The sequence below is a fragment of the Virgibacillus sp. 6R genome (assembly GCF_001895305.1).
GTDB lineage: Bacteria > Bacillota > Bacilli > Bacillales > Amphibacillaceae > Virgibacillus > Virgibacillus pantothenticus.
Map to the genome: position 1 here is coordinate 2,609,295 of NZ_CP017762.1, position 25,248 is coordinate 2,634,542.

17 protein-coding genes and 2 pseudogenes are annotated in these 25,248 nt (G+C 35.2%); 12 read left to right on the forward strand and 7 right to left on the reverse strand.

Going from position 1 to position 25,248, the window contains the following annotated elements; genetic code table 11:
- Nucleotide 1: 1 nt before the first annotated feature.
- Together BKP57_RS11855 and BKP57_RS11860 are read right to left on the reverse strand one after the other, a co-directional pair.
- Complete coding sequence (locus BKP57_RS11855) at nucleotides 2-922, reverse strand: iron-hydroxamate ABC transporter substrate-binding protein (protein ID WP_050349585.1); 921 nt, start codon at nucleotides 920-922, stop codon at nucleotides 2-4.
- Nucleotides 894-1,724, reverse strand: a complete 831-nt coding sequence (locus tag BKP57_RS11860; RefSeq protein WP_072741567.1) for an ABC transporter ATP-binding protein — start codon at nucleotides 1,722-1,724, stop codon at nucleotides 894-896. The genes BKP57_RS11855 and BKP57_RS11860 overlap by 29 nt, the downstream gene beginning before the upstream one ends.
- A gap of 393 nt (nucleotides 1,725-2,117) precedes the next feature.
- Between BKP57_RS11860 and BKP57_RS11865 the strand changes: the two genes are divergently transcribed.
- From BKP57_RS11865 to BKP57_RS11880, 4 genes are all read left to right on the forward strand, one after another.
- Complete coding sequence (locus BKP57_RS11865) at nucleotides 2,118-3,176, forward strand: NAD(P)/FAD-dependent oxidoreductase (RefSeq protein ID WP_050349583.1); 1,059 nt, start codon at nucleotides 2,118-2,120, stop codon at nucleotides 3,174-3,176.
- A gap of 547 nt (nucleotides 3,177-3,723) precedes the next feature.
- Complete coding sequence (locus tag BKP57_RS11870) at nucleotides 3,724-4,488, forward strand: 3-oxoacyl-ACP reductase (RefSeq protein WP_050349582.1); 765 nt, start codon at nucleotides 3,724-3,726, stop codon at nucleotides 4,486-4,488.
- 403 nt (nucleotides 4,489-4,891) lie between these two features.
- Nucleotides 4,892-5,992 carry a class II histone deacetylase gene (locus tag BKP57_RS11875; RefSeq protein WP_050349581.1) on the forward strand — a complete coding sequence of 367 codons (1,101 nt, stop codon included), beginning with the start codon at nucleotides 4,892-4,894 and terminating at the stop codon, nucleotides 5,990-5,992.
- A gap of 36 nt (nucleotides 5,993-6,028) precedes the next feature.
- Nucleotides 6,029-6,382, forward strand: a complete 354-nt coding sequence (locus tag BKP57_RS11880; protein WP_072741568.1) for a VOC family protein — start codon at nucleotides 6,029-6,031, stop codon at nucleotides 6,380-6,382.
- 573 nt (nucleotides 6,383-6,955) lie between these two features.
- Here the strand turns inward: BKP57_RS11880 and BKP57_RS22865 are convergent.
- Nucleotides 6,956-7,092 (reverse strand): annotated as a pseudogene (locus BKP57_RS22865) (transposase); the annotation flags it as partial.
- Between the two features lie 866 nt (nucleotides 7,093-7,958).
- On the opposite strand from BKP57_RS22865, the gene BKP57_RS11890 reads away from it, so the two are divergent.
- From BKP57_RS11890 to BKP57_RS11920, 7 genes and pseudogenes are all read left to right on the forward strand, one after another.
- The gene (locus BKP57_RS11890) at nucleotides 7,959-8,720 is read left to right on the forward strand and encodes a DeoR/GlpR family DNA-binding transcription regulator (protein WP_050349578.1); all 762 of its coding nucleotides are present in this window, start codon (nucleotides 7,959-7,961) and stop codon (nucleotides 8,718-8,720) included.
- A 504-nt stretch (nucleotides 8,721-9,224) separates the two neighbouring features.
- Complete coding sequence (locus BKP57_RS11895) at nucleotides 9,225-11,012, forward strand: L-fucose isomerase (RefSeq protein WP_072741569.1); 1,788 nt, start codon at nucleotides 9,225-9,227, stop codon at nucleotides 11,010-11,012.
- Nucleotides 11,013-11,174: 162 nt separating this feature from the next.
- On the forward strand, nucleotides 11,175-11,828 hold the full coding sequence (locus tag BKP57_RS11900) for an L-fuculose-phosphate aldolase (RefSeq protein WP_050349576.1): 654 nt from the start codon (nucleotides 11,175-11,177) through the stop codon (nucleotides 11,826-11,828).
- A 631-nt stretch (nucleotides 11,829-12,459) separates the two neighbouring features.
- Complete coding sequence (locus BKP57_RS11905; protein ID WP_072741570.1) at nucleotides 12,460-13,938, forward strand: rhamnulokinase; 1,479 nt, start codon at nucleotides 12,460-12,462, stop codon at nucleotides 13,936-13,938.
- 15 nt (nucleotides 13,939-13,953) lie between these two features.
- Entirely contained in the window at nucleotides 13,954-14,376 is a 423-nt protein-coding gene (gene fucU / locus BKP57_RS11910; protein ID WP_050349574.1) for an L-fucose mutarotase, read from the forward strand.
- A gap of 589 nt (nucleotides 14,377-14,965) precedes the next feature.
- Nucleotides 14,966-16,363 carry an MFS transporter gene (locus tag BKP57_RS11915; RefSeq protein WP_050349573.1) on the forward strand — a complete coding sequence of 466 codons (1,398 nt, stop codon included), beginning with the start codon at nucleotides 14,966-14,968 and terminating at the stop codon, nucleotides 16,361-16,363.
- A gap of 309 nt (nucleotides 16,364-16,672) precedes the next feature.
- Nucleotides 16,673-17,379 (forward strand): annotated as a pseudogene (locus tag BKP57_RS11920) (IS4 family transposase); the annotation flags it as partial.
- A gap of 508 nt (nucleotides 17,380-17,887) precedes the next feature.
- On the opposite strand, the gene glpT reads toward BKP57_RS11920, so the two are convergent.
- Together glpT and BKP57_RS11930 are read right to left on the reverse strand one after the other, a co-directional pair.
- Complete coding sequence (gene glpT / locus BKP57_RS11925) at nucleotides 17,888-19,252, reverse strand: glycerol-3-phosphate transporter (RefSeq protein WP_050349572.1); 1,365 nt, start codon at nucleotides 19,250-19,252, stop codon at nucleotides 17,888-17,890.
- 511 nt (nucleotides 19,253-19,763) lie between these two features.
- Nucleotides 19,764-20,390 (reverse strand): DUF3885 domain-containing protein, encoded by a 627-nt coding sequence (locus BKP57_RS11930; RefSeq protein WP_072741571.1) that lies wholly within the window; start codon nucleotides 20,388-20,390, stop codon nucleotides 19,764-19,766.
- 909 nt (nucleotides 20,391-21,299) lie between these two features.
- On the opposite strand from BKP57_RS11930, the gene BKP57_RS11935 reads away from it, so the two are divergent.
- Nucleotides 21,300-22,073 (forward strand): MurR/RpiR family transcriptional regulator, encoded by a 774-nt coding sequence (locus BKP57_RS11935; RefSeq protein WP_050349570.1) that lies wholly within the window; start codon nucleotides 21,300-21,302, stop codon nucleotides 22,071-22,073.
- 302 nt (nucleotides 22,074-22,375) lie between these two features.
- Here BKP57_RS11935 and BKP57_RS11940 read toward each other — a convergent pair whose 3' ends face one another.
- Complete coding sequence (locus tag BKP57_RS11940) at nucleotides 22,376-22,858, reverse strand: PTS sugar transporter subunit IIA (RefSeq protein WP_072741572.1); 483 nt, start codon at nucleotides 22,856-22,858, stop codon at nucleotides 22,376-22,378.
- A gap of 402 nt (nucleotides 22,859-23,260) precedes the next feature.
- Complete coding sequence (locus BKP57_RS11945) at nucleotides 23,261-24,517, reverse strand: M20 family metallo-hydrolase (protein ID WP_050349569.1); 1,257 nt, start codon at nucleotides 24,515-24,517, stop codon at nucleotides 23,261-23,263.
- Nucleotides 24,518-25,248: the final 731 nt, after the last annotated feature.

The following is a 25,248-nucleotide window of genomic DNA, read 5'->3' on the forward strand; positions in this document are numbered from 1 at the left end:
GTTACTCTCCTAAAAATTTTCCCTTGAAAAACTCCAACTGATATTCAAGTGTTGATGCATCATTGAAGTAAAATTTCTTTCCATCGATGACAAATACGTTGTCATTTTGAACAGCCGGAATGCTTTGGAAAATATCGGACTCTAGGTAAGAGGTATCTTTTGCACCAGATTGGTCACTAACAATTAAATAATCACCTGCAAAGTCTGGAATCACTTCTTCTGATAGGGCATAATAACCATCTTTTAAAGCATGCTTTTTAACTGTTTCTGGCATTTTTAATCCCATGGCCTGATAGAGGATTTCTGTACCTCGTCCCCAGTTATCACCAAATACATACCATTGTTTATCAAACTTTTCAACAACGGATACCGTAGCATCTTCGCCGATTTTATCTTTAATTTGTTTACCTACTTCTGTGGCTTCTTGTTCAAAGTTCTCTACCCATTTGCGGGCTTCTTCTTCCTTATTAACAAGCTTTCCAACTTCAATATGTTGCTGTAGATAATCGGCTTTACCATAAGTAAATGTAACGGTAGGTGCAATTTCTTTTAATTTATCAATGTTTTTGGCGGAAGAAAGACCAATGATTAAATCTGGCTCTAATTCAATAATCTGTTCCAAGTTGTCATCTGAAACGGTTGCAGCATCTTTTAATTCTTCAAAACGAGGATTATCTTTCGCCCATGAATCAGCGCCAACAATATTGACACCGAGCTTGATCAAGTTCCCAGCAAATTGACTAAGGACAACAACACGTTGTGGATCTGCAGGTACTTCTACAGGACCATTTTCGGATTCATAAGTAATTGTATCTTTTTCATTTTCTGAAGCCGCTTTTTCTTGTTTCTTTTCTTCATTGGTATTACAAGCACTTAGTAAAAGAATGATGACACTAAATAGCAGAATGAATCGTTTTTTCATAGCTTTGCTTCTCCTTTTGTTTGATTAAATCGTAGGTGATACACATCGGCTTGCCTGTGCGAGGATCTGTGGCAATTTCTCCATCAATCTCATATACATTTCGTAGCATGTCTTTTGTAAGTACTTCATGAGGACTTCCTGCTTGAATAATTTTCCCGGAACGCATGGCGAGTAAATAATCACTAAACCTAGCTGCTTGATTGATGTCATGCAAGACCATGACAATGGTCCGACCTTCTTCTTTATTAAGTTGTTCCAGTAATTGTAGAACATCTAGTTGATGTGCCATATCCAAATAGGTTGTTGGTTCATCCAGCAGAATGATGTCTGTCTCTTGTGCTAAAGCCATCGCTATCCATACACGTTGTCTCTGTCCGCCGGATAACTCATCGACTGTTCTATGTTTAAACTCTAATACAGCCGTTACTTCCATTGCCCAATGAATCATATCGATATCTGCTTTCTTTAGTCGTCCTAGACCGTTTTGGTGTGGAAATCGTCCATAAGATACTAATTCACCAACTGTTAAACCACTTGCACTATCCGGTGTTTGTGGGAGAATGGCCATTCTTTTGGCGACATCCTTTGTCTTCATGGTGGCAATCTTTGATCCATCTAAAAGCACGGAGCCTTCTTCGTAGGGGATGATTCTCGTTATCGCTTTTAATAAAGTCGATTTTCCGCAACCATTACTGCCAATAATCGAAGTAATCTTACTATCTGGAATTTCAACAGATAAATTCCGTACAATTGGCTCTTTTCCATAGCCAACGCTTAAGTCATTTGTAGTTAAACGATACATGCGTATACCTCCTTTGCTGAGTATGGCGATATGAAAACAGTGTTGATCGCCTAATGACCGATGTTGTTTGTTACATTATTTTAAAATAGGTACATTGATTGCTATTTTATTGATAATTGATAATGATTATCATTAACAAATGATATACGCTTTTCCCTTGCTTGTCAATTACTTCTAGTAAAATAAAAGCGTAAAAAACATGGTTGAATATTAGTTATCGTTAATTACTTTAAGAATTCGTCTACTAAAAAATTTCTATCCTTACTCAAAGTAATGACTGCCGGAAGGGAGCTTATCTGTTACATTCGTGTTTAGAAAAAGGTTGCAACATTTTTGCGATTGTTGTACGATAAATGCAACTGATAATCATTTTCATTTGTGAGGAGCATTTAAATGATTCATATCTCTGATTCAGACGTGTATGATGTAACCATTATTGGGGGAGGCCCGGCAGGATTATTCTCAGCATTTTATAGCGGGCTACGTGAAATGAAAACAAAAATCATTGAGTACCACCCTTTTCTAGGTGGTAAAGTCAACGTTTATCCAGAAAAAATTGTTTGGGACATAGGGGCTATGCCTCCACTTCCAGGACAACAAGTCGTTGAAAACATGGTAGAGCAAGGGCTCACTTTTGATCCTAAGGTAGTGCTGAATGAGGAAGTTGTATGCATTGACAAAAATGAAACAGGTCTCTTTATTGTGAAAGCGGCCTCAGGAAACATACATTATTCCAAGACAATCATTGTTGCAGTGGGAGGTGGTATTTTAAATCCGAAACGTTTACCACTCCCTAATGCAATTGATTTTGAAGAAACAAACCTACATTATTCTGTGAAGAACTTGAAGCAATTTAAAAATAAGCGTGTATTGATTTCTGGCGGCGGTAATTCTGCAACGGATTGGGCAAAAGAATTATCAGGTATTGCCAAAGAAGTATATATTGCCTGTCGGAGTGATTTTTCGTGTCACGAATCTCAAATTACATATCTAAAAAATAATTCCGTTGTTTGCTTTACCCAAACCCAAATTACGGAATTAGTAGCAAATGATGCTGGCGATTGTATTGAGAAAGTAGCGATTACAAATCGGGAGTCCGGAGTTGTGCAATATATACCAATCGATGACGTCATTGTAAACCATGGTTATGATAGAGACAAATCGCTACTCGAAAATAGCCCGCTTGACATTCAAATAAGTGACAACTATTTCATATCTGGATCGAGCAGTAGCGAAAGCTCTATTCCTGGTTTATTTGCTGCTGGGGATATTTTACATCATGACGGAAAGTTGCATCTTATTGCTGGTGCTTTTCAAGATGCAGCAAATGCAGTGAATCAAGCTAAGCTTTATCTTGAACCTGAAGCAACGAAAACGGCAATGGTATCTTCCCATAATGAAAAACTCTACAAGCGAAACGAAAAAATCGTAGCGGATTTGTTGAATGAATAGATGAGGTAATCTAGGGCATATCGGGTACTAGTGGCGACTAATTTAGATTAAATAGATAGGGACCGATTAAAAAACAGCTTCTGTTTTCCTCATTATAAAACGGGAGCTGTTTTTTATGCGCTTATCCAGTTGCTTTTTCAGACATTTCATTGTTCATTAAAACATTGAGTAGTTTTTCTCTTCATTAATAAATAAAAGCAGAGTTGAAATAATAAATGGTTAACAGAAAGAGATAAACAGATGCAAACTATAGAGAATCAAAAAGGCTAAAACAATGATCTTAAGGCTTATCTGATCTTTGGGGGGAACACAAATGTGTGATGGAGAAGATTTTACGGCAATTGAAACATTCATCTCGACCCAAATTGAAGCGTTAAAATTAAGACAAGTCTAAGTGAGTGATAACAGCACCTAAATACCCAATTTCGTAAGATGCCTTTAGGTCATACCATTATGGTACTGGCAATCAGCGGGGGATGAAAGAAAACCCCCACAGATTGAAGATTCACTTTATAAAAATTTTAATATAAAGGAGTTGTTTTTGATTATGGATTTAAAAGAACAAGTTGTATTGGTTACAGGAGCAAGTAGAGGGCTTGGAGCCGCAATTGCAAAAGCTTTTGGGGAAACTGGTGCAAAAGTAGTGGTCAACTACTTTATGAATAAGGAAAAAGCTGAGGAAGTAGTTGAGCAAATTGGCAATGAACGAGCGCTTGCTATTCAAGCAGATGTTCGTAATCTAGAAGAAGTAAATGCTTTGTTTGTAAAAGCGAGGAATTATTTTAAAAAGCCCATTACAACGATTGTTAATAATGCACTAATTGATTTTACATTTAATGGAGAGTTACGTAATAAGTTAGATTCTATAAAGTGGAATGAGTTTCAAACGCAATTTGAAGGAAGTGTAAAGGCCGCATTCCACACTTTGCAAGCAGGAAGAGCAGATATGGTGAACCAGAACTTTGGTCGTATCATAAATATTGGAACGAATCTTGTACAAAATCCAGTCGTTCCCTATCACGATTATAATACTGGTAAAGCTGCTTTACTTGGTTTTACTCGATCCATGGCTAAAGAGCTAGGTCCAAATGGCATTACTGTAAATATGGTATCTGGCGGTTTGTTAAACAAAACAGATGCAAGTGCTGAAACTCCGGATGCAGTTTTTAAGCTGATTAAAGAAGAAACGCCGCTGCAAAAAGCGACTACACCCGAAGATGTCGCTGATGTGGTTCTGTTTTTTGCCTCTCCCTTGAGTCGAGCCGTAACAGGACAAAACCTAGTGGTTGATGGCGGCTTAGTTATGAATTGAAAAATATCTATTCCCTTGGAGATATTTAGACAATATTGATTGGTCTTTATACTAATATTAAATTTATCTATTAGGTATAATGTAGAGAAATATGTTAAGAATACTGCTATTTATACTTAAGCCAAGCAAAACAAGCTCCAAATTATCGGAGCTTGTTTCTGCTAGGATTTGAAACTAATACAGAGAGCGAAGCAAGTAAATAGATCCATTGTTTGAAAATGTATACAAATAGATCTAAAAATTGATTACGCGAATAATATTTGATAAATTTTAAATAATATAATTATTTTTTGAATCAACTCATATTTATTTAGAAGTACTTATCTTAGTGAAATTTTTGCTGCCTTGTAAAACGATGAGGTATCTATATTTTTAACATAAAATCTGAAAAAGGAGGATTTTAATGAAAAAAACGGGATTTATTTATGACGAAAGCTATTTTTGGCATCAAACTGGCAATGGGGCATTAAATCTTAGTTCTGGTGGTTGGATTCAAGAGGATATCCATGCTGAAAATCCAGAAACGAAGCGTCGGGTTAAAAATTTACTAGATCGTTCGAAATTTATTAAAGAATTCCAGCTTATTGAACCGAGAACAGCGACAAAACAGGATATAGAAATGAATCATGACGCGGCATATATTGATCGGCTAAAGCAGCTAAGTGATGCAGGTGGTGGTGATGCGGGAGAGCATGCGATTGTCGGCCCCAATTCGTATGAAATTGCCCTATTATCGGCTGGAGGTGTGTTAACTGCTGTGGATGCTGTTATGCAAGGAGAAGTGCAAAATGTCTATGCTCTTACGCGTCCGCCTGGTCATCATGCTGAATTTGGAGAAGGGATGGGTTTTTGCTTAGTCAATAATGTCGCGATTGGTGCAAAGTATTTACATAAGCAATATGGTTTGAAGCGGATTCTGATTCTTGATTGGGATGTGCATCATGGAAATGGGACGGAGAGCGCTTTTTACTCTAATCGAGACGTACTCTTTATTTCTATTCACCAAGAGAACATTTTTCCGAAAAATCGTGGGGAAATCACGTATACAGGTGAAGGAGAAGGTGAGGGATTTAACGTAAATATTGAATTACCAGCCGGAACTGGAAATGAAGGGTATCAGTATGCATTTGAACATGTAGTGGAGCCAATTGTAAACCAATTTCAGCCAGAATTTATTTTCGTATCAGCTGGTCAAGATCCAAGCCGATTTGATCCTTTAGGAAGAATGCTTGTTACAGCAGAAGGATTCTACGACATGTCATTAAGAATGAAGCAGTTGGCTGAGAAGCATTGTAGTGGACGTTTAGTCGCTTGCCACGAAGGTGGATACAGTACAGCATACGTTCCTTTTTGTACCTTAAAAGTTATGGAAGCGTTATCCGGGAAAAAGAGTGGAATTGACGATCCATTTGATCAGGGGTACCATGAAGGTCCTTTGTATCCGAATCAGATGGAGGCGGTTCATAAAGTAATCGGTGTTCAGAGAAAGTATTGGGATTTGTAATATAGCTTTAGTAATTGTTAAAGAAAGGAGCCAACTATAGTGAATCCAATATCAAAGGAAATAGGGACAATTTTTATTCCAGTAAGTAATGTAGAAAAAGCTCGCGATTGGTATTGCGAGCTTCTAGGTTTACCGGCTGATGGCGAAATAAAGCTTGGGCATTTGTATGTCCTATCTCTGGAAGGGATCAACATTGTATTAGATAGTAAAATTTATCAACCGGAAAATATTATCAGCACGCCTCTTTTTCATTTTAATACCAATCATATTAAAGATGCTTATCAATACATCCATGGAAAAGGCGTTGAAGTAACGACAGAGATTGAGCATGGACATTGGTTTAACTTTAAAGATCCAGATGGGAACCATTTAATGATCTGTAGATGTTAAAGAGGATAAAGGTGACATTTACAGCCTTAACTCAGTATAAATAAATGTAGATGCAGTTTTTGGGATCAGGTGTATCACAAGTTAAAACAATACTCTGCTGTTTTAGAATCAAAGCTTTTAAATCGCAAAAAGCAGGGACACTATAAATGTCCCTCTTTGTCGTTAATGAATAAGTTTGTTTACCTCAAAAATTTTATGCCTTCTTATAGTACAAACAAAACGAACAATTATAAATTGATTATTATTGTATTTGCTTATGTTGTAGCGTCGTTTTTTAAAGCATCTATCTGTTAACCAAGATAAATCTTTTATATAACTGTCTAAAATAAACGTTTCCAGCAATAATGCGAATACCAAAAAATTATAGTGTAGGTAGTATTTTTTAACTCTTTTAGATCATTTAATAAAAAGTTTGCCTGAGAGAGTTCCTCTTCTTTTGCGAAATCAAATCGGCATCCTATTGATATTAAGTCATTATCGCATTAATGTCCGATAAACGGTCTCCGATTACCACAGCTCTTTTAATTTCATATTTATCTATTATACTTTTCTATACTAAACGTCTCAGTAACCCACGTCTTTAACACCACGATGACGTAGTTCCTGCATCCATCTTCCCATACGTGCGCGGATTCTGTTGGTGCAATGATGAAGGCTAAAACTTCTTTCATACCATCTTCGGTAATTCCAATCGCAATATATACGGATTCGAAGGTTGTAAAAGTTCATGGAATTTGTAATCGCTTCATAAGTCTCTCCACAGGTTGCAAACTCAAATCTGGACATACAATCGTTCCCCGTAATTCTATGAGATGATCCTATGTGAGCGTTCATATTTGGCGTCCTTGGCGATATTCGTTCATGTAACATAGTAAGACCCTTACAAAAAGTCTTTAAATGTGTTTGAAATAAACAGAGGATCGTTAACTGTATATATAATGTTATCTTTCACTAGTTGGCGTTTCCATAATTCAACTTCTCTTTATATAAGAACTGCGGTGTTCACAGAATCGTTGCACCCAACAATACATCTGATGAGTTTTTTAATTTCCTTCCCCCGACACCATTCAGCTATACTTTGTCTGCTTTCCTTCCAGGCACCGCAATGTATTTTCCATTCTATTCGCTTGTCTTTTAAGGTCATCGCATAACCTCCCAAATTAGTTTCTAAGAAGATTATCACATAGACCTACTTGATTGTTGTATGTATTTTATTTTACGCTCCCCCAAAGGGGCGTTATACCTATTTTTACTGAACCAAAAAGTCGGCGATCTTTATCACAACCGATTATAATCAAAGAATGAAAGAGCAGAAGTTAAGGGGCTTAGTACGACTTTAGCAATGATGGAATATATTTAAAAACAGATGCCAAAGACAAGGACAATGAATTCTAAAGTATCCATGAGTACTTAGAAAAATGCCTAAATAGCAACCTCAATCAAGGTTATCCTAAAAGGGTACACAAACTAATTGACAGTATTTTGTTCTGCGCATATAGTAGTTGTATATATGCTTGATTTAATTAATGGCTAATATATTATTGAAAATTTCCCATGTAAAGTGGGGGGGATAGAAGTGGCAAGTATTGAAAGGCAAACGAAAATTATGGAAATATTAAAAAAAAGAAAAGTCATTTCAACTCGTAAATTGGAATCTCTATTGTATAGTAGTACTTCTACTATAAGACGTGACTTGATTGAATTAGAAAATCAAGGAAGGGTGATTAGAGAACACGGTGAAGTAAGATTATCAATACCTAAAAATATTGACTATTCTTATGAATCCAGGTTGGATGAGCAAGTAAAACCTAAATATTCAATAGCGGAGATAGCCTCTACTTTTATTGGACCGAACCAAGCTATCTTTCTAGATAGTTCCTCTACGGCTTCTTTTATTCTTCCCTTTCTAACAGAAGTTGACAATTTAAGGATTATAACAAACAGTGTTGATCTAGCCCCTAACTTGAATAAAATGCCTAATATCTCATTATTTATTACAGGAGGAGAAGTTATTCACGGAACAAATTCTATTCTTGGAAACTTTGCAGTAAATTTTCTTGATAACTTTTATACAGATATTGCTATTTTTAGTTGTAGGGGTATTGATAATATTGGCAGTTATGAGGCCGACTATAACCAGGCTTTAATTAAACAAAAAATGATAAGTAACACCAAAAAGACTATATTATTAGTTGACTCTTCAAAATTTGATACTAGGCATTTTTTTAAATTAGCGCATTTTAGTGAAATTGATCACATAATAACAGATAAAAAACCAATTAATAATTTTCTCGATAATATAAATGATAATTGCGAAGTTATTTGGCCTGATTGTTAATTTATTAAACAATTCCTCCATAGAAAAAACAAAAATTTTAATTTTTTGTGATTCATAGCTGCTGTAGAATGACTGATTGTGAAACCTTCTTCCACGTTTAAATTCTCTAACCGTAAACAGCTTGTTGTTAGTTGAACCTTTCTGAAGCGACCCCTTTCCGTCGCTTTCAACTTTTTGTAACATTCTCCGTTTTGGGCTGTTCATTCTTTTTCTTTGCTCTCTTTATATTATATTTCATTTTACTTTCCACGTTTAATTTATCGCAGGTTCTAGCCCGTTTTCTCCCTGTACTCTCTTCTTTACTCCTTTTGTGATCATTATACTTTTTTCTTTTTTATCCAATCTCTCAAAACTAACATCAGACTCATCATATTTTTGAACTAATATGAACGAAAAAAATAGTATTTTTGAACAAAAGCCAATACCTCTTCAGATCATTGAAATCGCTTACTATAAGATATATATTTTATTTAGTCGAGAGTAAATGTAAAGGAGAGAATATTAATGTCTTTAAGTTATCCTAAACTTGGTATAAGACCTATTATTGATGGGCGTCATGGTGGTGTAAGAGAATCTTTGGAAGAAAAAACGATGACAATGGCTCAGTCAGCAAAGGAATTAATTGAAAATAACCTTCGCTATGCAGATGGTACTTCAGTTCAATGTATTTTAGCAGATCGAACGATTGGTGGAAGAGGAGACGCTGGAGCTGTTGATGATCAGTTTAAAGAAGAAAATATCGTAGGTACACTTTCCGTAACAGCGTCATGGAATTATGGGACAGAAACATTAGACTTAAATCCGAACACGATTAAAGGTATTTGGGGTTTTAATGGTACACAAAGACCTGGAGCGGTTTATGTTGCCGCCGCGATGGCTGCATATGCAGAAAAAGGATATCCAACATATAAGATTTACGGAGAAGAAATTCAGGATTTAGATGATGATAGTATTCCTAAAGAAGTAGCAGATCAAATTTTATCATTTGCAAAAGGTGTATTTGCTGTAGGTCAAATGCAAGGAAAATCTTATGTAAATATTGGTTCCTCATGTATGGGAATTGTGGGGTCTCAAGCCGATGATGACTTCTTTAATAAATATTTAGGTATGACTGTCGAATATGTTGATATGACAGAGATTTTAAGAAGAATTAAACTAGAAATTTATGATAAAAAAGAATATGAAAAAGCATTGGCTTGGATTAAAAAGTATTGCAAAGAAGGTATTGACATTAACGAAGGAAAGGATTTCCCGGAAATCATTGAAAAGTCAAAAGTTATTCCTGCCGAAGAAGATTGGGAGTTTATTGCAAAGCATGCGATAATAACTCGAGATATTTTATACAGTAATGAAAAATTAGCAGAATTAGGATGGGAAGAAGAGGCTAAAGGCCGTAATGCTATTTCTGGAGGATTCCAAGGACAAAGACAATGGACAGACTGGTTACCCAATGGAGATTTTACTGAAGCTATTATGACTTCAACTTTTGACTGGAATGGGCCAAGGCCAGTTACTGCATTTGCGACTGAAAATGACACGCTGAATGGAGTTTCAATGCTCTTTGGAACTTTATTAACTAACAAAGCACCTCTATTTTCTGATGTAAGAACTTACTGGAGCCCAGAATCCGTTGAACGTGCTACAGGTCATAAATTAGAAGGAAAAGCTAAAAACGGAGTAATTCATTTAAAAAACTCAGGAGCCTCCGCTTTAGATTGGTCCGGTGCATTAACAGATGAAGATGATAATCCTACAATGAAGGAATTTTGGAATATGAATGAAGTTGATATAGAGAAAGTCATGGACAAAGTAGAATGGAATAGAGCCAATTATGAATATTTCCGTGGTGGAGGATTTTCATCGAGATTCTATACCGATGTTGAAATGCCAATGACAATGGTTCGAGTAAATCTCGTTAAAGGAGTAGGTCCAACCCTGCAAATTGCTGAAGGCCACAGTTGTGTTCTAGACAAAGGACTCTCAGATATCTTAGATGAACGTACTGATAAAACATGGCCAACGACTTGGTTTGCACCCAAACTAGGGGCGCCAGGGTTTGAGACTGTTTATAATGTAATGGATAATTGGGGATCAAATCATGGCGCTTCGGTTTACGGACATGTAGGACACGAATTCATTACCTTAGCAAGTATGTTACGTATTCCGGTAGTACTGCATAACGTTGAGGATGAAAGGATTTTTAGACCACATTCATTCACTGGCTTTGGAACCAAAGAAAATGAACGTACTGATTTTGAAGCATGTCAGGAATATGGTCCTCTATATAAATAATACATCCTTGATTGGAATGGCCATTCCAATCCGAGAATATATTTTGAAAAGCTCGAATTTCTACCAAAAGTAGCAATCTATGAGTGATTAGATTATTAAGCAAAAATAGATTGTGATTAGAAATATGTTATTCAATTTCAAGCTACAATGGAGGTTATATATATGGGTCTGCTAGAAGAGGAACGAATACAACTTGTTGAGTATGGAAAAAAATTAATTGATTCTGGATTAACAGTCGGTACTGGAGGTAATATTAGCATTTTTGACAAAAAATCTGGTTATATGGCAATCACTCCTAGTGGTATGGATTACTATAAATTGCAAGAAGAAGATATTATTATCATGGATTTGAACGGAAAAATTATGGAAGGTACATTAAAACCTTCCAGTGAATATCAAATGCATTTAGTTGTTTATCAAAATCGCGCTGAAGTGAATGCTATGATCCATACCCATGCGTTATATTCTACCACAATATCCTGTTTGAGAGAGGACTTACCAGCTATTGATTATCTTGTGGCTCATTCCGGTGGAAAAAATGTCCGCTGTGCAGAATATGCGGCTTACGGAACGAAAGAGCTAGCTGAAAACGCACTTAAAGCAATGGAAGGAAGGAAAGCCGTATTACTTGCAAATCATGGTATAAATGTAGTAGGCGATAACCTTGACGAGGCATTTGCAATCACTGAGCAATTGGAATTTTGTGCCCGTTTATATTGGCAATCCAAAGCAGTTGGAAATCCCGTGATTTTATCAGATGAAGAAATGGATAATATGGTTACTAGATTTGTTACTTATGGACAACAAGAAGAGTAAGTTTGTTAAACACCTCGGATAATCAGATGATGAATTGAAAGCGAGATTAGAAGCTATTATCAGGCAATTCGTGCGTTTGTTCAATTAAAGATTCAAGTTTGGCTGATTCTACCGTTGATCTCGCTTTGTTTATTTTTTGATTCCTATTGATGCTTTTAAAGTACGTCAAAAAAGGATCCAAGAGCGATTAATCCTAGAAACGTGTTTAACCCACTTATAATATTTTGAATTGATATAACCCAATTTAATGTGTGTCATTTTTCAAAGGAATTTTCAAAAGTCGTCAAATAATCTTAGAGATATGTGAGCCAACGGCTTATTTAAGAAGGTAATAAATATCACCTTAAGAGAGAGGTTATTCTAGTTAAAGAAGTTTATCTATTGCTATAGACTTCTTTTTCAATCAAACAACATTTAAATTGGATTGTGAGTTGGCATAAGTAGCCTCGAACTACTATTTGTCGCTAGAGCCAAAGCAAACTGAAAATGAATACTATTTTAAAAAAAACTGCATTTCCTACTTTAATCATAGATTTACTTTGCTTTCAATATTATTTTCGATACCTATTATAATGCGTTTTTAGTCAAATGATGGTTACTTTGCATCAAAAATAAGTGAGGTGAATAAATAATGACTTATAAAAAATTATTAGCAGTTGATTTAGGAGCAAGCTCAGGAAGAGTTATGCAAGGATTATTTGATGGAAAAAAAGTTGAACTATCTGAAGTTCATCGATTTAACAATAATCCTATATCTGTTGAAGATAATTTATATTGGGATGTATTAAATCTTTTTCAACAAATCAAAAAAGGTATTGTAAAATCTTCTAGAGATGGGATACCTATTGAGTCGATAGCTGTAGATACTTGGGGGGTGGATTACTGTTATCTTGATAAAGATGGTGATCTTATCTTTAATCCACGCAGTTATCGTGATCAAAGAACGAAAAGATATGAAAATGATTTCTATAAAGAGTTGTCAAAAGAAGACTTATTTAAAAAGACTGGAGTTCAACCAAATTTAATTAATAGCATTAATCAAATCCATGCAGATCTGGCTAGCAAACCATATTTGAGGAAAATAGTGGAAAAAGTGTTATTTATGCCTGATTTTTTCACCTACTTATTATCGGGTCAAATGATTAATGAATATACAATTTCGAGTACGAGTGGATTATTAGATGTAAGTTCCAGACAGTTTTCTAAGCAATTAATGGAAAAAATCAGTATACCAATTGATTGGTTTTCTAATATTTTAAAAGGAGGTAAAACTTTAGGAACTTTAAGAACTGAGTTATGTAATGAATTGAATGTAAACGAAATCAAGGTCGTTGCAGGAGGAAGTCATGACACAGCAAGTGCAGTATTGGCTGTCCCATATATAAAATCCATTCAAGAAACTGCTTTTATTAGCAGTGGAACTTGGTCTTTAGTTGGTGTTGAATCAACGAATCCTGTAGTAACAAATGATGCCTTTCTAGCCGGGTTAACAAATGAAGGCACTTTTGATGGTAATTACCGAATTTTAAAAAATACAACAGGATTGTGGATTTACAATGAATTAAGACGTGACTGGTCTATAAAAGGTGAGAGTTTATCACATAAAACTCTTGCAGATCTTGCTGAAGAAATAGAAGATAATAAATCGTATATTAATCCTAATGCTGAACCTTTTTCCAAACCAGGAAATATGGAAGAAAAGATACAAAAATTTTGTATGAAAACTAATCAAGAAATACCAAAAACTAAGAGGCATTTGGTTAGAGTGATTTTAGAAAGTTTGGCAATGTCTTATCGAAATACAATTGAACAGATAGAAGATATTACTAATCGCCAAATTAACCAAATACAAATGGTGGGAGGAGGAATTCAAAACGAATTATTGTGTCAACTTACAGCAGATTTTACGAGTAGAGAAGTAATAGCAGGACCGATAGAGGCAAGTTCCTTAGGAAATGTAATTTCGCAACTAATTACTTTAGGTTTAATTAATAGAAGAGAAGATATTGTTACATTAATTAAAAACTCTGAGAAAATTAAAACTTATAAACCACGCAAAACCTTCTGTTTAGAAGATAAATATAATCAATTTAGTAATATCTTAATATGAAAGAGGATAAATAATATGTTAAAAAAAATACCGTCTATATTAAGTCCAATTTTAGTGAAAATATTAATGGAAATGGGACATGGAGATGAATTAGTCATTTCGGATGCTAACTTTCCGGCAGAAAGGATCGGCCAAAGAGTAGTTAGAGCGGATGGACATACTGTTCCTGAGTTGTTAAAAGCAATTTTAGAGTTATTTCCACTTGATAAGTATTCTGAATATCAATATGCATTAATGGAAGTTGTTAAAGGTGATGATGTAGAACCAGTAATATGGAATGAGTACTCAGAAATCATTCAGCAAGAACATCCGGATGCTCAAGTTAAATATATGGAACGATTTGATTTTTATAAACAGTCTGAAGGTGCTTTTGCAGTTCTAATCACCGGTGAAACAGCGTTATATGGAAATATAATAATAAAAAAAGGGGTTATTTAACTTAACTTTTGCAGGTTGAAAAAAACGTGTGTTAATTTGTAGATGTAGTTTTTATGTAAGCGCTTAATAACTTGTGTAGACAATTGTTGTATGGTTAATAAGGAGATTACATGAACAGCTATTGAACATTTTAAAAGAGATTTGCCTTATTCGTATTGAAAAAGATATCGATATCCAATACATGCGACAAATTTGGGATAATTCCTTTGGCATTTATTGTATCCGACTACAATTTCAACAGTAGTACCGATTACTGTGTTGCGCTAATAGAACGAAGAATGATGTTTTTGCCATCGCTCGGTACCTCCAAACCATACAGCAGATCAAAGTTGACACGTTTTTAATCCATGTGGTGATGATGTATTAGCTTTTTCACCACGCCAATCATGTTTAGATTTTTTCCGTTATCGCTTTAATCAATGGCTGTAGAGTAAAGTGAACCCATAAGTACAGAAGAGGTATCAAAGCTACTGTCTAATACATGTTTAAGTATATCCAGTAGTTTGTTCCGATGTAGTTTTCAATGCAACAATGTAGCGAAGGTTGAGACATTGATTTTCTACTATTTATTCGAAGGAGAAAAAATGAAATGACTTCTGGAAAAAAGCTTATAAATAACAAATCAGTATATGAAAGCGAAGAAATAGCTTTTAAAGAAAAATTAGCATATGGCCTTGGAGACGGAGCCACTGCTTTTGCCGCTATAAGTGTTGCTTCTTTTTCAATGTTTTACTTCACAGATTATATTGGTATAAATGCCACAATATTAGGAGCAATTTTATTTTTTAGTCGATTTTTTGATGCTGCTACAAATGTTATAATGGGGCACTTTGTTGATAAAACTACTTCAAAACACGGAAAAGCTCGTCCGTGGGTTTTATGGACAATTATTCCTTTCGCGATAACATTAGTACTAACATTTTCAATACCGACTGGCTGGGGGGAAATGGCAACTTTAGTATATATTGCTGTTATCGTTAACGTATATTTCATAGCTTATACAGCAAGTAATATACCGTATGGAACTTTGGGAAGTTTAATATCTAGAAATCAGAATGTAAGAAGCGACTTAAATATTTTACGAATGATTTCTTATTTTGCTATGTCTATTATTTTAGGTGCAATTACAATGCCCCTTGTCGAAATGTTCGGTGGAAAAACAATATCATGGACATATGTAATGATTCTATATGCAATTGCGATGTCTTTAGTTTTCCTTTTTACTTTCCGAAATACTAAGGAACGAGTACAATCTGCAGCTGATGCCAAGGAGCAAGAGAATCTTTCATTTGGTCGATCATTAAAGTTGGTATTGACGAACAAATATTGGATTATCTTATTCTTCATTATCCTTTTTGCATGGTCATTATTGTTTATGTTAAATAACGTGAACGTCTATTATGCAGAGCATATTTTAAACAATGCTAAATATGTTGGAGCTCTTAATACTTTCTTCACGGGTGGTTTACTTGTTGGTTTTTTAACAATTTCATTTGTGATTAAAAGATTTGGAAGAAGAAGAACCATAATCATTGGATTAATTGCGCTTATAGCTAGCAGTTTGTTAATGTTATTTGATTCAACTAGCCTGGTGCTTATCGGGATTAGCTCCGTTATACGAGGTTTGGGATTTTCTCCAATTATGGGGACTGCATATGCTATGCTTGCTGACGTTATTGATTATGGTGAATGGAAAAATGGTTTACGAAATGAAGGGCTTACGTTTGCTGGAGGAACTTTCGCTACAACAGTAGGAACAGGAGCTGCTTCTGGTGGAGTAGGATTGTTTTTAGGAGCAAATGGTTATATTAGTAGTATGGGGGCAACACAACCCGCAGCTGTGTACGATGCTATTACATTTCTTTTTATACTTGCCCCTGCAGTTTTAGGAGTATTATTAATTATCTTATTTTATTTTTATGACTTAGATACTTTTTATTCGAAAATTGTAAATGATATTAGAAAAAGGGCAACATTTAAAAACTAAGGTTAATTTTTACAGGATGAAATTAAAAATGGGGCATACAAGTGTTTTTGCTCAATAATTCCTGATTTATTCACCAAAAATGCAAATACATTCAACCCCATTGGTCTAAAAGGAATCTGTGTCAAAGGTTTATTCATCAAATAAATAAAAAAAAGAATCCGTTACTGCTAGAGTTAAAAGTACCACTAAATAACCACCGAAAGGATTCTTATAATAGCTGCTTTACAACAAACAACGCTAGTTTCAATTGTCAAATTAAACTATTTAACAACGGAGGTTCTCTTTCCTCTGATAAAGGTGGGTTACTGTTTACGACTAGTATTTATGAAAAAGGGTGCTGCTTATCACGAAAAGGCAGTGATTACGACCGCGAAAGAACATGACAGAAATCAATTGGAGGTTCTTGTGGATGATAAAGAATCCATGTATGTGTTTGATCGCGGTTATGTAGACTATGCACGTTTTGACCGGGTGACCGATGATGGCTACTTCTTTGTTTCAAGGCTAAAGAAGAATGCCATCATTCGTGAAGTTTCCTCTTTTTCACTTCCTAATGATGGTACGGTTCTATCCGACAAAATGGTCTACATAGGAACGGCACAAAAACGCACGGAAAACGTCTTTCGTCTCCTTGAAATCATGGATACAAAGGGAAGTCTGCTTCGTTTAATTACGAACCGCTTTGATGCAAGTGCCGAAGAAATCAGTGACATTTACGTTCTCGCTGGGCAATTGAACTCTTTTTCAAATGGTTAAAGCAGCATGTAGAAATAAAGCATTTTTATGGAAAGAGCGAAACTACTGTATAGAATCAAGCATTTTTAGCTCTTATTACCTACTGCTTACATGTTTTTGTCCAACTGGAGAGGAGAAGCAAAAAATCACTACTTCGAATCAATCGCTGGTTAAAAAGAGCGAACTGGAAACCATCCTATGTCTGGACTATGAAAGGAAGTTTGAAGAAAGTTCCAGTCCGTAAATCAGCTGCAGCCGTTGTTCTTTGCATAATTATATAATTTTACCAAATGGGCAGTGCCACCTTTCTTCAGGTTTTGACTTTTTGGCTCAAAATCACAAAAAATATTTAACTGAATATTTTTATTTTAATTATGCAATGCTAGTGATTCCAGCTATAAAGGGAGTGTTTGGTGTAACATGTTTGCACTTGCATACAATCTTTTCTTTCAATAATATGCGTTGCAATTTCTATTTTTGTAAAGCTGGAGATATCCTTTCATTCGCTCAAGAACTGGTAAGAATCGTTTCTGTCCTATTCCTATTTATTTTTAAACGTACATAAAGGAGGATATAGCGCTCGCTTTTCTAATTGATACTCAAATGACTTTAATAGCAAACTTAAATAATGTACCCCTTATTAAAAGACTGGTAAATACCTTATACTGTTGTTCTTTTAAAGAAAGTGGAACAATTGACTAACTAAAATATATTATAAAGGAACTAAAAAGTTATTGACCTGACATTATGAAATTCATACCCACTATAAAAGTTTAATTCAGCTTTATTTTAATGTTTTTTTACAACTTCCTGTCCACGTACATTCCATGTGATTGCAAATAAAACAACCGAAAGTATGCAAGATGCAGTTAACAGCATAAATCCTGCATTCCAGCTGAAGTGTTGCACAACAAATCCCATAATAGCGTTCGCTGTTACGGCGCCACCGATATATCCAAAGAAACCAGTTAATCCAGCAGCAGTACCTGCAGCTTTTTTAGGTACAAAATCAAGAGCCTGTAAACCAATTAGCATAACCGGACCATAAATTAAGAAACCAATAGCGATTAATGCCATGTTGTCAATCAAAGGATTACCGGCGGGGTTAAACCAATATATAAGAACTGCAATCATTACCCCGATCATAAACACTACACCCGCTGGTCCACGACGTCCTTTAAATACTTTATCGGAAATATAACCACATAATAATGTACCAGGAATACCTGCCCACTCATATAGGAAGTAAGCAATTCCTGATTCACTCATATTAAACCCTTTTTCTTCACTTAAATAGGTTGGAGCCCAATCCAATACACCGTAGCGCACGAAATAAACAAAAATATTGGCAATAGCAATAGCCCATACCCATTTATTGTTTAACACATATTTAAATAAAATTTCTTTAGTGGTTAGTTCGGTCTCGAATGTTTTTTTAGATTTACTTGGGTAGTCATCACGATGTTCTTCAATCGGTGGTAGGCCGACGGATTGTGGAGTATCACGAATTAATACAAAAGCAATAATTGCAATCACAACAGCGACTAGAGCCGGAAGAATAAATATTCCTTTATATCCTATAGAAGTTGCTCCGAAATAAGTGGTTGCAAGGGACACACCGCCAATGGCTAATGGAGCCATAAGCCCTCCCCCAACATTGTGAGCTATATTCCAAATAGCGGTTTTGCCTCCGCGTTCACTAACACTAAACCAGTGTACGAGCACACGACCAGATGGCGGCCACCCCATTCCCTGAACCCAGCCATTAAGAAACAGCATAATAAACATGATGGTAATGGTTGAAGTAAAGAAAGGAACAAATCCTATTAACAAGTTTATAGTTGCAGATAAAATTAAACCAGTAACTAGAAAAACTCTTGCGTTACTCCTATCTGAGACAGTTGCCATAACGAATTTACTTATCCCATATGCAATGGAAATAGCTGATAACGCTAACCCTAATTCTCCCTTTGAGAATCCTTCTTCAGTCAGATAAGGCATCGCGATCGAAAAGTTTTTACGAATTAAATAGTAAGCTGCATAGCCAATGAAAATCCCCATAAAGACCTGAAACCTAAGTTTTTTATACTCGGAATCTATCTTATCCCCTGGTAATCTTTCCTTGGCTGGAGCTGGTTTGAACAATTCTAACATATATCTCCCCTCCATGTTTGAAAATATAGAGATCCATTTCCCCCTTTGGGATAAAAGGTATATTCTCCCTCCCTTTTTATAAAAGTAAGTTAATTAGAGGGTGAGCAGAGATTTAACATAAAAAGAACCATACTGATATATATACTTCCTGTAAATGAAAGTATATATCTCAGTATAGTCTCCTAATCACCGCTACCTCTTAACTTGTAAAACAAGAATACAAGATCATCCGACATATGTCAACGCTTACATTGATTATAAAGATCAAACAAGATTTTAGATTTCTTGAATTATACTCATGATAAAAATTCGCCGAAGTTCACAAGCAATTTGCACCGACGTCTGTCAAGTGGACACGATAATTTGTTCACAACTTTTTCGCCGAAGTTCAAAATTATACGGTGATTGATTGAAATGCAGCGAGATAATTAGCTTGGGGCAAATGGTCTCGCTAGTGTTTTAGAACCTAACTCCTAAACTAATACTCCGAGGCTGTGATAAAACCTCCACACTACCGCACTGCAAATTGCTTATCCATTCTTTGTCTATCGTATTCTAATAAAAATGATGTACGAGAATCATATAATGCTTGTAAAGGAGCTTTCGCTTTTCCTGCCACGTCTAAACCGCGATCATCGTATAGATAATAAACAACGCCATCCTTTATTCGGACTATATATAACTCGAAATTATTGAAAATCCCCTTGCCCGTAAAATCTTTCCAAATGCACTTCTGAATCCACGCTCTTTTCTTTACGTTCGCGACGGTAGTTTTAACGGCAAAGCGGTGAAGCTTTGTTTCATCATCTTCATCATCATATGGATTTGGCAAGACCTCATAACTCAGCTGACAAAATGGAGGGCGCTCATAAAAATAGCGATTCAAGAAGCGATGCCTGCGATATGTTTCTGCTCGGGTATGATATTTTTGTAACACTACGTACACTTCCTCTTCCGGTTTAAATAAATCGTTCCAAATCATTTGCGCCCTTTGTTCAGCAATTTTAAAGTAGTTAGGATCACTGGTTGAATATTCAACTGGTCCAATTTCAAATCGCAATCCAACAGGCATGGTATAAAAAAGTGGTGCATGTAAGCCATTTTGATATATAGATGACCACCATTGGTGAAATGTCATAATGATAACCTCCTTAGTTGTGCTGTAGTGGCTATTACAAGAGAACCTTTGTCAGGATAAAGAAGAGAAGGGTTTGGCGTCGGCAGTAATACATTCCACGAAGAAAAAGGATGTTCGCGGATGTTGCGAAATTAACCTTGATCTACAATTTTAACAGAAAAAACACTTATTAAATGAAGTTTCACTTAAATCCTTAATAAATTCAAGTCTTAGCTTGAAAAATTCCTTAAAATTTCCTGTTTTGGAATCAGAAGCTAGAAGCAGTAAATGTAGAGGTTCTACAAAGAAGCTTTTTACGGAGGCTCGGGGAAGAGGTATCCTGAATGATTTTCCATTATATGGTGTGTCGAGTATTCGTTATGCGGAGATTCGTATAAAAGGAGAACAGTTTTATATATAGTGAGGTAAAAAGTATAGGTTTTGTTCATGATAGCTTTAGATATAGATGGTTCGATAATTCATAAGCATTAGGTCTGTTTTATACTCGAATCATAGGCCAGTGCCAACAGTTGTTCTCTTAGTTGGATTCCTGACGTAATATAATTCATACCAAAAGAAATTTTCCGCTAAGAGGCTAATAGGAAATCATTTGTTTTAATAAGGATAAAAATAAACTAACCAAGGTCCCAAAGCATTGCCGTAGATCTGCTATGCAGTGTGTTATAATAATGGAAAATAATCTGCTTTTAGCCTCAGGTATAGGTTATGAAATACTGGTTATGGAAAAGTGTTTTTGCACATGTTATATGTTGTGGAGTGTTATCAATAAGATGAATATAGTTCAATCATTATTCTAGTTGCGGGAAAGTCATCATAAAAAACTGCGTCTACGTCATTGGAGTAGGGGAGGCAAAGCGATTTTGCAGAAGCTTACAAGGACTAGAAGTATTTAGGGAGGTCGTCCTAGACATGAATTTAGAGGTGCTGATTAATAAATACTATGATCAATTAAATGATAATGATTTACATGTCATCAGTTATGTTAGCCAAAATATAGAGTTGTGTAAGGATAAAACGGTTACAGAGATTGCTAAGTATTGCAATGTCTCGCCTTCTACGATCATTAGAACAACGAAGAAACTAGGCTTCCATGGCTATAGTGAATTTCGCTATTTTCTAAAAGAAGAAGCGGACCGCAGGAAAGAAACGAGGGTGCCAAATAACCAATATTTCAATAGCTCAGTTATACTAAAAGATGTGAAGGAAACGATTAAACTTTTTGAACAGGATAAAAGTTTAGAAAAAATATATCAATTATTTTTAGAGTCCGATCATATTTTTGCTTATGGAACCGGATATGGGCAAAATTTAATGCTTAAAGACTTTTCAAGATGCTTATTGAACAATAATATTTATTTAAATATCATACCAAGTAAAACTGAACTTGAATTAATCTCTCAAAGTATTACTCCAAATGATTTATTAATAGTTGCCTCTTTATCTGGGAATATGAAATCCATTGATTCGATGGTTAGAAATATTGCTGTAAAGCAGGTACCGATGGTTTCAGTTACTGTTTTTTCCAGAAATGAATTAGCTTATTTAGCAGACTATAATCTTTATTATCAAGTGTCTAATTTAAATAAAATTAGCCAATTAAACAACTCATCATTTTGTACATTAAATCTGGTGTTAAGTTTATTGTACGAGGGGTTTATCAATTATCTAAAAGAGGTCGAATGAACGTTGTTATGTCGCTAGATCATGAACATGTTATAGGCAATCTTTTAAATGTAACGGGAGGATTATCGGGATAATGAGTATAAATGATAATCCTCCGGTTGGTTTATCCTGATATAAGGTGCTCTGTAAGACTCCCACTTCAGGATTTGGGGAATCTAATCTGTACTGTAACAAGTCTAAGCGGAGATAACAGCACCTAAATGCCCCCAAGGCCTTTAGGTCATACCATTACGGTACTAACAAGCCGTGGGGGATGGATGAAAACTCCACGAATTGAAGGTTCACTTTATTGGTATATTTAATTACATGATACTTACTGTTAATACAACGGAATCCTTTGTGGTAGCCCCATAGTTATATTCCATTTTCTCCACTTTGTCCATATTTGTAATGATAAGAGGAGTGATAGCAGATTTAGCATTTTCTTTTATGAAATCTATATTAAAAGAAATTAATTTTTGCCCGACTGTAACCTTGTCGCCAACACTAATAAAACTTTCAAACCCTTCCCCTGATAAATTCACCGTGTCTATTCCAATATGCAATAATATTTCTAAACCATGATTGGATGTGATTCCTACCGCATGCATCGTCGGGAATACTTGAATGACTTCTCCATCAATTGGTGCATATAATATGCCTTCTGTCGGTTCGAAAGCTACGCCATCACCCATCATTTTTGAAGCAAATACTTCATCCGGAACTTCAGATAGAGGAAGCGCAGTTCCCATAATTGGCGATTTTATTTTAATTAGTTTATTCTTCTTTTTTAAAAAGTTTAACATTGAACAAACTCCCTACTTCGTATGTTTGATATTTAAATGAATTCAGATTTTACTCGGATAGAGAAACTTTTAATCAATAAAAGATAGAAGCACAAGAATTCAAGTATTTAAGAGAAATTGAAAGATAATTTACTCGTCTGGTGTCCTGTAGCCATTGAACAGTTCTCTATATTGTACGCTTGTGAACAGATCTATTTATCCCGCATATAAGGTGCTGTAAGATTCCCACTTCAAGAATTAGAAAATCCATACTATACAACCAGTCTTAGTGGGAGATAACAGCACCTAAATGTCCCAAGGCCTTTAGGTCATACCATTACGGTACTAACAAGCCGTGGGAGAGGAATGAAAACCTAACTAATTGAAGGTTCACTTTATCTATTTATTAATGTATATTATGGATTATTTACATAATTTATATACTAATTGCATCATCACATGAATGCCCTTTTTTATATCCTCGTAGTCTGTCCATTCATCTGGATCATGGGATATACCTTCTTTACTTGGTACATATATAAAATTCGTAGGCGCAAAATCTGCCATAATCATTGCATCATGCCCAGTTCCATTGTTGATGATCGTATATTTATAACCTAAGTCTTTACAAATGTTCTCCATGAGCTCTACGTTTTCTTTTACCATTACGCTAGGAGGAGTTGGGTTGCTGTAGCCTACTCGAGCCATTTCGGTCAACTCTATCTCTACGTTTGTTTCTGCTTCGATAGAGTTTATTTCTTTCATCAATAGGTCATGTAAATTAACATTTTTAAGCGTTTCTACATCAAAAGTTCTGATTTCTACTTTGGCTTGCACATACTCTGGTACGAATTGATGGGAATTAGGCGAGACTTCCAACTCTCCTACTGTTCCGGTAATGCCAGGGCCTAACGATTTAACAATTTGGTTCACGGCTAAAACAAATCTTGAAGCTGCAACCATAGCATCTTGTCTAGTGTCCATGGGAGCTGTAGAGTCTGCTAATTTTCCATAGAAATTCACTTTATATCTGCCGATTCCTGGAAGATATTCGACTAAACCAATATCAATATTATGATTATCAAGAACAGGTCCTTGTTCGATATGCAGTTCTATGAAATTTTTAATGGAGCCTTTTTCCCTTTTAGCCGCTTCTAAGTCAGGAATTAGGCCATATTCTTTCATTGCCTCTCGTTTTGTTAAACCATGTCTATTTTTAACAGTATCTAGTTCTTTTTCTGTTAACGTTCCAACAAGTGCCCGTGAATTTGAAACTCCTGTACCTGATCCAAATGTTTCGCCTTCTTCTGCATTCATGGCAATGATTTCTATCGGATATTCGTTTTCAATATTATTTTCGTGAAAAACACGCAAGATTTCTAACGCCGCGACCGTTCCGGCAACGCCATCAAAAGCTCCCCCATTTACTACAGAATCATAATGCGAGCCAATCATAATTACTGGCGCATCAGGATTTTTCCCTTCTCTACGTCCGAATAATGTTGAGAATCCATCTTCCCATACTTTTAAGCCTATTCTTTCCATTTCGTTTTTCAAATACTCTTTTGCTAATTTATCTTCATGAGAATATGATGACCTCGTAACTCCATTGCCTGGGGTTGCAGTAAAAGTTGCTAACGTTTCGATGTCTTTAATTACTCTAGCTAGATTAACCTCCATACTTATCTTTCCTTTCAATTATATAATTGATAGTGCTTCTGGAATCATCGTAGCACTAGATAAATAGCCGAACAATACATGTTGGAGATTAAGATTTTTAAATCTTATTTAGAATAAAATTTCTTTTATGTAAAAAATGTACGGGGTATGGAAATACATTCTTGAAAAGTATATTTACTCGATCATGGCAGAAGTAGTAAGGAGTAATTTTGTATATGGAAGTGATCGCATGAATTATCTTAAGTTAGAATGAAATAAGTTTTAATTTTTGTAGACATGCGATTAGGTTAATGGGACCAAAGTAAATGAGGAGATTTATGGTTTAGGGTGATACATAGCAACGATAAAGTGGGAAGAAGAGAGGATAAATGGCGATATCACTATATTTCACTATAGATTTGATAAGCTTTATTTTCCGCTGATTATATTTTCATGATGTGGATGAATATTCAAAAGTAGATTAACGAATTTAAATGCTGAAAATATATTGTTGGCTATTTTTTTAAGTGATACTATGTGTTCAGAAAGATGAGATGAAAGGGCTTCCTTTTATCTTTTCAATCTCTAGAGATTAAGCGTATGTTTCCGGAGAACATGCAATAATGATCGCAACCAGCTTTTTATTTCAATTAAAAAGGAATACTAAGAAGTAGGAATAACAAGTTACATGATATTCAGTTACTAGTTTTTTCATCATTTATAAAAATTATAAATTTGAGAGCAAGGTGAGG

What these genes read in the sequence shown, in the direction of transcription:
- BKP57_RS11855 (WP_050349585.1), bottom strand. Translation starts at nt 922, where the DNA reads ATGAAAAAACGATTCATTCTGCTATTTAGTGTCATCATTCTTTTACTA.
- BKP57_RS11860 (WP_072741567.1), bottom strand. Translation starts at nt 1,724, where the DNA reads ATGTATCGTTTAACTACAAATGACTTAAGCGTTGGCTATGGAAAAGAG.
- BKP57_RS11865 (WP_050349583.1), top strand. Translation starts at nt 2,118, where the DNA reads ATGATTCATATCTCTGATTCAGACGTGTATGATGTAACCATTATTGGG.
- BKP57_RS11870 (WP_050349582.1), top strand. Translation starts at nt 3,724, where the DNA reads ATGGATTTAAAAGAACAAGTTGTATTGGTTACAGGAGCAAGTAGAGGG.
- BKP57_RS11875 (WP_050349581.1), top strand. Translation starts at nt 4,892, where the DNA reads ATGAAAAAAACGGGATTTATTTATGACGAAAGCTATTTTTGGCATCAA.
- BKP57_RS11895 (WP_072741569.1), top strand. Translation starts at nt 9,225, where the DNA reads ATGTCTTTAAGTTATCCTAAACTTGGTATAAGACCTATTATTGATGGG.
- BKP57_RS11900 (WP_050349576.1), top strand. Translation starts at nt 11,175, where the DNA reads ATGGGTCTGCTAGAAGAGGAACGAATACAACTTGTTGAGTATGGAAAA.
- BKP57_RS11905 (WP_072741570.1), top strand. Translation starts at nt 12,460, where the DNA reads ATGACTTATAAAAAATTATTAGCAGTTGATTTAGGAGCAAGCTCAGGA.
- fucU (WP_050349574.1), top strand. Translation starts at nt 13,954, where the DNA reads ATGTTAAAAAAAATACCGTCTATATTAAGTCCAATTTTAGTGAAAATA.
- BKP57_RS11915 (WP_050349573.1), top strand. Translation starts at nt 14,966, where the DNA reads ATGACTTCTGGAAAAAAGCTTATAAATAACAAATCAGTATATGAAAGC.
- glpT (WP_050349572.1), bottom strand. Translation starts at nt 19,252, where the DNA reads ATGTTAGAATTGTTCAAACCAGCTCCAGCCAAGGAAAGATTACCAGGG.
- BKP57_RS11930 (WP_072741571.1), bottom strand. Translation starts at nt 20,390, where the DNA reads ATGACATTTCACCAATGGTGGTCATCTATATATCAAAATGGCTTACAT.
- BKP57_RS11935 (WP_050349570.1), top strand. Translation starts at nt 21,300, where the DNA reads ATGAATTTAGAGGTGCTGATTAATAAATACTATGATCAATTAAATGAT.
- BKP57_RS11940 (WP_072741572.1), bottom strand. Translation starts at nt 22,858, where the DNA reads ATGTTAAACTTTTTAAAAAAGAAGAATAAACTAATTAAAATAAAATCG.
- BKP57_RS11945 (WP_050349569.1), bottom strand. Translation starts at nt 24,517, where the DNA reads ATGGAGGTTAATCTAGCTAGAGTAATTAAAGACATCGAAACGTTAGCA.